The sequence below is a fragment of the Campylobacter sp. RM9334 genome (genome assembly GCF_020138145.1).
In the GTDB taxonomy this organism is placed as follows: Bacteria; Campylobacterota; Campylobacteria; order Campylobacterales; family Campylobacteraceae; genus Campylobacter_E.
Window position 1 is genome coordinate 127,069 of record NZ_JACGAX010000004.1, and the last position, 9,119, is coordinate 136,187.

At 29.2% G+C, this 9,119-nt stretch carries 9 protein-coding genes; 4 read left to right on the forward strand and 5 right to left on the reverse strand.

The window, feature by feature from the left end; all coding sequences use genetic code 11:
• Positions 1–40 precede the first annotated feature (40 nt).
• Positions 41–1,243, forward strand: a complete 1,203-nt coding sequence (locus AVBRAN9334_RS03265) for a uracil-xanthine permease family protein (RefSeq protein WP_214116193.1) — start codon at positions 41–43, stop codon at positions 1,241–1,243.
• 165 nt (positions 1,244–1,408) lie between these two features.
• Positions 1,409–2,764, forward strand: a complete 1,356-nt coding sequence (locus AVBRAN9334_RS03270; protein WP_336607014.1) for a CitMHS family transporter — start codon at positions 1,409–1,411, stop codon at positions 2,762–2,764.
• Between the two features lie 20 nt (positions 2,765–2,784).
• Here the strand turns inward: AVBRAN9334_RS03270 and AVBRAN9334_RS03275 are convergent, their stop codons facing one another.
• From AVBRAN9334_RS03275 to AVBRAN9334_RS03295, 5 genes are all read right to left on the reverse strand, one after another.
• Positions 2,785–3,597 carry an HpcH/HpaI aldolase/citrate lyase family protein gene (locus tag AVBRAN9334_RS03275; RefSeq protein WP_214116190.1) on the reverse strand — a complete coding sequence of 271 codons (813 nt, stop codon included), beginning with the start codon at positions 3,595–3,597 and terminating at the stop codon, positions 2,785–2,787.
• The gene (locus tag AVBRAN9334_RS03280; RefSeq protein ID WP_214116188.1) at positions 3,587–4,780 is read right to left on the reverse strand and encodes a CaiB/BaiF CoA transferase family protein; all 1,194 of its coding nucleotides are present in this window, start codon (positions 4,778–4,780) and stop codon (positions 3,587–3,589) included. The genes AVBRAN9334_RS03275 and AVBRAN9334_RS03280 overlap by 11 nt, the downstream gene beginning before the upstream one ends.
• Before the next feature lie 10 nt (positions 4,781–4,790).
• Positions 4,791–5,621, reverse strand: a complete 831-nt coding sequence (locus AVBRAN9334_RS03285) for a hypothetical protein (RefSeq protein WP_336607015.1) — start codon at positions 5,619–5,621, stop codon at positions 4,791–4,793.
• Positions 5,622–5,639: 18 nt separating this feature from the next.
• Positions 5,640–6,929 (reverse strand): SLC13 family permease, encoded by a 1,290-nt coding sequence (locus tag AVBRAN9334_RS03290; protein WP_336607020.1) that lies wholly within the window; start codon positions 6,927–6,929, stop codon positions 5,640–5,642.
• A gap of 244 nt (positions 6,930–7,173) precedes the next feature.
• Entirely contained in the window at positions 7,174–7,482 is a 309-nt protein-coding gene (locus AVBRAN9334_RS03295; RefSeq protein WP_214116183.1) for an SEL1-like repeat protein, read from the reverse strand.
• A gap of 94 nt (positions 7,483–7,576) precedes the next feature.
• On the opposite strand from AVBRAN9334_RS03295, the gene glyQ reads away from it, so the two are divergent.
• Positions 7,577–8,428 (forward strand): glycine--tRNA ligase subunit alpha, encoded by an 852-nt coding sequence (gene glyQ / locus AVBRAN9334_RS03300; RefSeq protein ID WP_214116180.1) that lies wholly within the window; start codon positions 7,577–7,579, stop codon positions 8,426–8,428.
• A 205-nt stretch (positions 8,429–8,633) separates the two neighbouring features.
• A partial coding sequence (locus tag AVBRAN9334_RS03305) for a biotin carboxylase N-terminal domain-containing protein (RefSeq protein ID WP_336607016.1) occupies positions 8,634–9,119 on the forward strand: 486 nt, incomplete at its 3' end.

A 9,119-nucleotide genomic window follows, 5' to 3' on the forward strand; every position in this document is an offset into this window, starting at 1 on the left:
CCCTGTGAGATAATAACTCAAAATAAAAAAGGATTTTTTTATGATTAAAGACGCGATATCTGGACTTCAGATTTTATTCGTAGCCTTTGGTGCAATGGTATTAGTTCCTTTACTTACAGGACTAAATCCTGCAATGGCTCTTTTAGGTGCTGGGTGCGGAACGATTATTTTTCAAATCATTACGAAATTTAAAGTTCCTATCTATCTTGGCTCATCATTTGCATTCATAACCCCTATAATTTATTCTATGAAAGAATGGGGAATTAATTCAACTATGTTTGCCTTATTTTGCACAGGATTTGTTTATTTTATCTTTGCTGCAATTATCAAAACAAAAGGCGAGAGTTTTATTAGCAAACTTTTTCCCGCAGTTGTAATTGGTCCTGTAATCATCGTAATAGGTCTTAGCGTTGCTGTAAGTGCGGCTGGAATGGCTATGGGTATGAGTGGTTCAACTCAAGTAATTGATAAAGATATAGCTTTAATGCTTTCTACTTTTTCATTCTTAGTTACTATTGTAATTGCTATTTTTGGCTCAAAAATGTTTAAATTAGTTCCTATTTTAATAGGTGCTATTTGTGGATATATTTTAGCCTTTATTTTAGGCTATGTTGATACTAGTGCAATTAAAGCTGCACCTTGGTTTGCAATACCACATTTTGAAACACCTAGCATTAATTTTAGTGCAGCAATTTTTATGATACCTGTTGCAATTGCTCCTGTAATTGAGCATATTGGTGCAGTTATGGCAATAGGTGCAGTAACTAAAAAAGATTACACAAAAGACCCAGGTCTTCATAGAACTTTAAGTGGAGATGGTGTTGGAGTTTGTGTTGCAGGTTTAATAGGTGGTCCTCCAGTTACAACTTATTCAGAAGTTACAGGTGCAATAATGATTACAAAAAACGCACAAGTTAAAATTATGACTTGGGCTGCAATATTTGCAATATTACTTGCATTTGTGGGTAAATTTAATGCTATTTTACAATCAATTCCATTGCCTGTAATGGGTGGAGTTATGATACTTTTATTTGGAACAATTGCTAGTCTTGGGATTAAAACCTTAGTTGATGCTAAAATAGATTTAACTAACAATAAAAACCTAGTAATTATTAGTTCTACTTTGATTGTAGGTGTTGGTGGGCTTAGTGCTAGTTTTGGAAGCGTTTCATTTTCAGGAGTTGGACTTAGTGCCTTACTTGCAATCATTCTAAATCTAATCTTACCTAACAAACAAGATTAATTATTAATTCAAATTCTTTTTAGAATTTGAATTATTATTTTTTAATTTTTTCTTAAATTCTAAAATTTGTTACGAAACTTAACACTTTTTAAAAAAATTATCCATTTTCAATTATTTCAAATTGTAACTTTGTTAAAATCTAACATTTTTTTATGGAGGTTAAAAATGGATTTATTTTTATCACTTACAGGCTTTATTGGGCTTGGATTTATCGTATGGCTACTCTTAAAAGATAAAACCACTCCTGCGATAGCATTTATTTTAGTTAGCTTTGTAGTTGCTGCAATGCTTATGATAATGGATTATTGTGGGTTAGAAGTCGGAAAAGCTTTAGGAGTTAAAGGAGATGTTTTAAACTTTAAAGCAATGAAAGGTTTTATAAAAGATGGTGTAAACACCGTTAGCGATACAGCGGCTTTATTTGTATTTTCTATTCTTTTTTTTAGTGTGCTTAGTGCTAGTGGATTTTTTAATAAAATTATTAATTTCTTACTTAGCAAAGTTACACCAAATGTATTTGTAATCACAATTCTTACTTCACTTATGGCAATGTTTGTTCATCTTGATGGTAGTGGAGCAGCTACATTTTTAATAGTTATTCCAGCTATGCTTCCAATTTATGAAAGACTTGGAATGAGAAAATCATCACTTTTATTAATTTGTGCTAGTGCAATGGGTGTTATGAATGTTCTTCCTTGGGGAGGTCCAACTCTAAGAGCTGCAACGGTTATTGAGGCTGACGCGAATGATTTATGGCATCAATTAATCCCTATGCAAGTTTTAGGTCTTGTTTTAGCACTAGCTTTAGCTATTTTTATCGGTTATCAAGAAAAAAGGCGTGGTGCTGGTGGTAATCTTGAAGGAATTAAACTTGAAATTGAAAAAAGCGAATTTCAAAACGATAAATTTTTCTTAGTAAATGTATTTTTACTAATAGCTGTTATTGCTGCTTTAGTAATTAATGTATTACCTTCTTATGTTTGTTTTATGATAGGTTTTGCAATTGCGTTGCCACTAAATTATCCTAATTTAAAAATAGCTAAAAAAGTTTTAGATAAAGCAAGTGGTGGAGCAATAATGATGTATATTACTTTAATTGGTGCAGGAATTTTAATTGGTGTATTTGATAAAAGTGGAATTATGAATAAAATGGGAGCTTCAATTCTAACTCTTGTGCCTAATGAATATGGTAATTTAATTCCTTTAGTAGTAGGCTTACTTGCTGTTCCTATGGCATTAATCTTTTGCACGGATTCTTATTTTTATGGCGTTATGCCTGTGGTTTTAAGCGTTACAAATGCCTTTGGAATTGACCCAATGAACCTTGCTATTATTATGGTTTTAGCTAGAAATTGTGCTACATTTATAAGCCCTGTTGTTCCTGCTACATTGCTTGGATGTGGTCTTGCTGATGTATCTATAAAAGACCATATTAAACGCTCATTCTTTTATATTTGGGCAATTAGTATTATTTGCTTAATTTTTGGATATATTGCAGGAATAATCCCACACTTATTTTAATATCTCTCCTAAGAGAGATATTAGATATTTGCTAGTATATTTTGAGCTTTCTTAATTACTGGCAAATCTATCATATTGCCTTTATAATTAAATACAATATCATCAGTATTTTTTGCCAATTCTACTATTTCTTTAGCCCATAGAATTTGTTCTTTAGTAGGACTAAATACTTGATTAATTATTGGAATTTGATTTGGATGAATGCTTAAAGACCCGCCAAAACCCATAGAAGATACAAATTCTAATTCAGATTTTAAACCAATTTCATCTTTAATATCAGGATATACTCCATTAATTGGTGGTAATAATTTATATTTTGCACTTTTTATCACTATTTGATTTCTTATGTGATTTAATAAATTTTCTCTTCCACTGCCTTCTTTTAATCCTAATTCTAAAGAAATATCTAAAGCACCAAAACTTAATAATTTAATTAATTTTGAACTTGCAATATCATCTAAATTATCAACGCCCAAAGCACTTTCAATAATTGGAATTATTATTAAATCTTTAAAATCTTTAAATAATTCAAATTCTTTTGAGCTCTCACTCTTAGGCAATACAATTGCATATAATTTTTTCATTTTATTTAATTCATCTAATAATTTCATATCATCATTAAAATATTCACTCTTAGTATCATTAATTCTTATAAAAAAATTAGCATCTGTATTATTTGCAAATTCTAAAATATTAGCCCTGCCTTTATCTTTTTGATTAGGGCTAATTGAATCTTCTAAATCAATAATAATATAATCAGCTCCACTATTTAAAGCCTTATTAAATCTATCATTTTTAATTGATGGAACAAACAAAAAACTCTTAGTTTTCATCTCTTACCTTTATTATATTTTTTGATTGTAGTTGAGAAATCTCATCTTTAAATCCAAATTCTTTTAAGATTTTATGAGTATGTTCTCCTAACGCTGGGATTTTATCCATTCTAGGCTCATAATTATTATTTGTAGCCGGTGGCAATAATGCTGGGATTTTACCTACTTCAGTATCAACTTCTCTCCATCTATTTCTACTTTTTAATTGAGAGTGATTCCACACATCTTTTAATTCATTTACATTACCATTTGCAATTTTTGCTTTTTCTAATCTATCCACAACATCTTTTGCCGTTAGATTTTTAAATTTATTTTCTATTATTTCTTTAATCTTTTGTGCGTTTTTTGTTCTTAATGTGTTGTTTTTAAATTCTTCATCATTAATTAAGCTTTCATCTTCTAATACAATCTTACAAAAATTACTCCATTCTCTTTCATTTTGAAGACCAAACATAACAACATTACCATCACCAGCCTTATAAGGACCATAAGGAGTAATACTAGCGTGAAAAGCACCTTTTTTAATAGGCGGATTAGCACCCTTATAAGTATAATATATTGGATACCCCATCCATTCAGCCATACATTCTAACATTGATATTTCTATTCTTGAGCCTTTATTTGTTTTCTCAAGATATAAAAGTGCTTGTAAAATCCCACTATAAGCATACATTCCAGCAGATATATCAGCTATACTAATTGGCACTTTTACACACTCATCGCCAGTTCCTGTTATAGATACTAAGCCACTTTCTGATTGAATTAATAAATCATAAGCTTTTTTGTGTTCGTATTCTCCACCTTCTCCATAGCCAGAAATATCACAAACAATCATTTTTGGATTATATTTAATTAAATTTTCATAATCTAATCCTAATCTTTTTGCAGCCCCAAATGCTAGATTTTGAACGAAAATATCCACCTTAGGTAAAATTGATTTTATTATTTTCATACCTTCTTCGGTTTTTAAATCAATGGCTAAACTCTCCTTGCTTCTATTAGTCCATACAAAATGACTTGCAAGTCCATCTACTCTAGTATCATATCCTCTTGCCAAATCCCCTACATCAGGGCGTTCTATCTTAATAACTCTAGCACCTAAATCAGCTAATTGTCTAGTGCAAAATGGTGCTGCTATTGCTTGTTCTATACTTAATACTAATTTTCCTTCTAATGGCAACATTTTTTCTCCTTTATTTATAATTTATAATGCCTTGATGAGCTATAAAACCATCTTTATTTATCCACACATTTGCTTCGTTTTCACTAATTATTTTTGACTCAACGCAAAAACTACTAGGAGTGCAAACTGCGTGTAATCCTCTATAACTATATTTTGTGATTTTTTTATCTTTATGATTTTTTGCAAAACAACTAATCATCTTAGTAGCTAATAAAGGTCCGTGAATTACTAAGCCGCTATATCCTTCAACCATAGTAGCGTAAGGATAATCATAATGAATTTTATGCCCATTAAAAGTAAGTGCTGAATATCTAAATAATAAAGTAGAATCAGGGCAAAAACTTTCAGAAAAATCAGCTTCGCTTACAGGTTTATTGCTAGTTAATTTTGGTGGAGTTGGCTCTTTATAAACTATATCTTGTTCTTCAATAATTTTTAAATCTTCATCTTGATAATATTTATGCTCTAAAGTAACAAAAATTAATTTTCCTGTATTTCCAATTTTTTCTTGAATATCTTTTATAGTAGTAATTTTAGTAGCGATTTTGCCTATAATCAACGCTGAATTAAAAGTAAATCTACCACCAGCCCACATACGATTAACATTTCCAAAACTAGGTAAAAAACTATCATCGCTTCCGCCTAATTTAGGGTGTCCGTCTTTGCCTAATTTATCTTTACTTAAAGCCTTATTAAAAAAGCACCATTGCCATAAATAAGGTAATTCATCACCTAATTTTAAATCTTTATAATCAAGTGTTGCGACTATTTTTTCAACTTGAGTAAGACTTATTTCTTCTTTTATAATTTCTTGTTTGCCTATATAATTTTTAAATTCCATAATTTTCCCTTTCATAAATTAATTAATAACACCTAAAAACAATAACAAAAACCCAAATAACACAAGCAAAATAGGTAATATTAATAACCTAATAAATAAATATTTTCTTTCTTGCTCATCTTGTGTCCCTGCTAAAACCAATGCTCCACCTGATGAAAAACTTGAATACCCCGTAAATGTTGCAAATGTTGCGATAATAGAAAATGCCAAAGATGGCTCTAATACGCTAAGACTTGGAACAATAGGAAAAAATGTCGGCATTACAACGCCCATACTAGAAGCAAATGCACTCATTGAAGAAGATAAAACGCCTAATAAATAATATATCCAGCTACTATCATTGCCACCTTGAGCACTTAAAAAATTGCTTATTATTTGCATAGCACCAGTAGATTTTCCAAGTGCTATTAGCATAGTTAATGCACCAATCATAAAAATTAAATTCCAAGGTATATTTTTAAAAGCTTGTGTTTCATCTCCTATCTTAAATACAATAGCTAAAATAATTCCTAAGAATGAAACAAAAGTAGGATTAAAAAATATAGTCATTTTACTCATCAATAAATTTTCAGGTTGAAAAGATAAATAAATTGATGGAACCATAACCAAAGAAAATACAAATGTAACTATTAAAATCGTTTTAATTTGTATAGAATTTAGTTTTTCAGGTTTATCAATATTTGATGAATATACAACCTTATACCCCTTTAATAACACATATCCTAAAATAAAAATTAAAGTATGTGCTATAAACATATTTTTTCCAAGATTTAATTGCATAATTGCTGATTGTTCAGGTGTAAAACCTAAATTCTCAATTAGATTATAAGTAACCCTACCACCTAAAGTAAAAGGATTAAATCCCCCAGCACAAGAACCTGAATAAATTATAATAGCAGCTAAAATTTTATTCATTTTAATCTTATTAGCTATGTATAAAACTAATGGGCTCATAAAGGCAAATCCAGCATAATGTCCTGGTCCAATACCGACAAAAATTGCAACAACAATATACAAAACTATAGGAATACTCCAAGGATAGTTTCTTACCCCATAAACTGCTTTTGAAGCTAGATTATTTAAAGTTCCATTATTTATGACAAAGCCATAAAAATAAGTAATAGAAACTAAGATAAAAAATAAATCAAGCCCCCATAATTTTACAATTTCACTAGGTTTTAAGCCATAAATATAAGCAGCAATAAAGCATAATACAATTGCAAAAATACCAATATTTGCTTTAAATAAATAGCCTAAAACTATTGACAATAATAAAAAAAATAAAATGATTAAGTTAATTTGTTCAATCATAAATCCTCCTTGCTTAAATACTATAAGAAAAGAAAATCATTAAGATTAATATAAGAATAAAATATAATAAAAATAAAAATCATTGTTACAATTTTACACAATTAATAATAATTTTTATCCTTTAATATATTTTCTTAAAAAATTATAATTATTTTATTAATTTGATATTTTGATTTTTTATTTAATTGAAAGAATATATTTAAAAGAATTTAAAACTAACTCGTTTTAAATTCTTAAAAGGTTATTTTTTTAATTCGTTAGCTTTATCGCAACCAATTGCTAAGCCAAAAGAACAAGCTAATTGATAGTAATAACCTGCTGCTTGAATGTTTTGAGAAGTTGAAGTGCCTTGTAATAAAACATTTGCAATATTTAAACAAGAGCTTGCATTTTTGTTAGTAATGCAGTTAGTTTGTTCGTCTTTTAAGCTAGGATTTAAAGCAGTTTGTAATGCAAGATTCATTAAATTGCTTTTTACAACTTCATTTTCTTGACTAACACAAGCACTAAAAACAAATAAAGAACTTGTAATTAAAATTAATTTTTTCATATAATCTCCTTAAAAAATCGCTAATTATATGCAAAATAACATAAATTTATATTAATTTTGTATGATAAATAAAATTTATTTTAAAGGCTTTTAAATGACATTTTCAGAAATTATTTTAAACTTACAAAAGTATTGGTGCGAGCAAGGTTGTGCTTTAATTCAGCCTTATGATTTTCCTGCAGGTGCAGGGACTTTTCATCCACAAACATTCTTAAAATCACTTGGAACAAAACCACATAATGTTTGTTATGTTGCTCCATCTCGCCGTCCAACTGATGGAAGATACGGAGAAAATCCAAATCGTTTAGGTGCTTATTATCAATTTCAAGTATTAATGAAACCAAGTCCAGCGAATATTCAAGATTTATATTTAAATAGCTTAAAAGTTTTAGGAATTGATTTAAATAAACACGATGTAAGATTTATAGAAGATAACTGGGAAAGCCCATCTTTAGGAGCTTGGGGGCTTGGCTGGGAAGTATGGCTTGATGGAATGGAAGTTACTCAATTTACTTATTTTCAACAAGTTGGTGGATTTTCTTGTGATTTAATTAGTGCAGAGATTACTTACGGACTTGAACGCTTAGCAATGTATATTCAAGATATTGATAATGTTTATGATATTAATTGGGGCGGTGGGCTAACTTATGCTGATGTTCATAAGCAAGGTGAGTTTGAATACTCTAAGTTTAATTTTGAATTAGCAAATGCTTCAAGACTTAAAGAAATGTTTGATATTTCATATAATGAAGCAAGAAGTGTGCTTGATAGTGGTTACTCACTACCTGCGTATGATTATTGTCTAATGTGTGCGCATTTATTTAATACCCTTGATGCTAGGGGTGCAATTAGCGTTACTCAAAGACAAGATTTTATGCTAAAAATAAGAGAACTTAGCAAAGATTGTGCTAGTGTGTATTTAAAAAGCCAAGAGAATTTAAAATAAATTATAATTTGCTTATTTTGGTTTATATTGATTTTTCAATATAAACCAAGTAAAAATATTAAAATCAAATTCCATAAACTAAAAAAATTGAATATTTAATTTTGTTACTTTTAGTAACAAATAAATGGTTAAAACAAAAGCAAACTCATCTTTTTCAATCTAAAATATTAAAATAAAATCACTATTTAAAATTAGGAGTTTAAAGGTGATTAGTAAGGTTTTAATAGCAAATAGGGGAGAAATTGCTGTTCGTATCATAAGAGCTTGTAGGGATTTGCATATTCAAAGTGTAGCTATCTATACAAAGCCTGATGAAGATTGTCTGCATGTAAAAATCGCAAGTGAAGCAAAATGTATAGGTGAAGATGCCATTAAAGGCTATTTAGACGCAAAAATAATAATCCAAACTGCAAAAGAATGTGGTGCTGATGCAATCCATCCTGGATATGGATTTTTAAGTGAAAATTATGAATTCGCAAAAATGGTAGAAGATGCAGGATTAATTTTCGTTGGACCAAAATCTCAAGTTATTAAAAATATGGGAAATAAAAATATAGCAAGAGAATTAATGCAAAAAAACGGCATTCCAGTAGTTCCAGGAACAAAAGTATTAAATGAATGCAAAGAAGAAGAAATAAAAGAATTTGCCAAAAAAATTGGCTATCCTGTAATATTAAAAGCTAGTGGCGGT

What these genes read in the sequence shown, in the direction of transcription:
- AVBRAN9334_RS03265 (WP_214116193.1), top strand. Translation starts at nt 41, where the DNA reads ATGATTAAAGACGCGATATCTGGACTTCAGATTTTATTCGTAGCCTTT.
- AVBRAN9334_RS03270 (WP_336607014.1), top strand. Translation starts at nt 1,409, where the DNA reads ATGGATTTATTTTTATCACTTACAGGCTTTATTGGGCTTGGATTTATC.
- AVBRAN9334_RS03275 (WP_214116190.1), bottom strand. Translation starts at nt 3,597, where the DNA reads ATGAAAACTAAGAGTTTTTTGTTTGTTCCATCAATTAAAAATGATAGA.
- AVBRAN9334_RS03280 (WP_214116188.1), bottom strand. Translation starts at nt 4,780, where the DNA reads ATGTTGCCATTAGAAGGAAAATTAGTATTAAGTATAGAACAAGCAATA.
- AVBRAN9334_RS03285 (WP_336607015.1), bottom strand. Translation starts at nt 5,621, where the DNA reads ATGGAATTTAAAAATTATATAGGCAAACAAGAAATTATAAAAGAAGAA.
- AVBRAN9334_RS03295 (WP_214116183.1), bottom strand. Translation starts at nt 7,482, where the DNA reads ATGAAAAAATTAATTTTAATTACAAGTTCTTTATTTGTTTTTAGTGCT.
- glyQ (WP_214116180.1), top strand. Translation starts at nt 7,577, where the DNA reads ATGACATTTTCAGAAATTATTTTAAACTTACAAAAGTATTGGTGCGAG.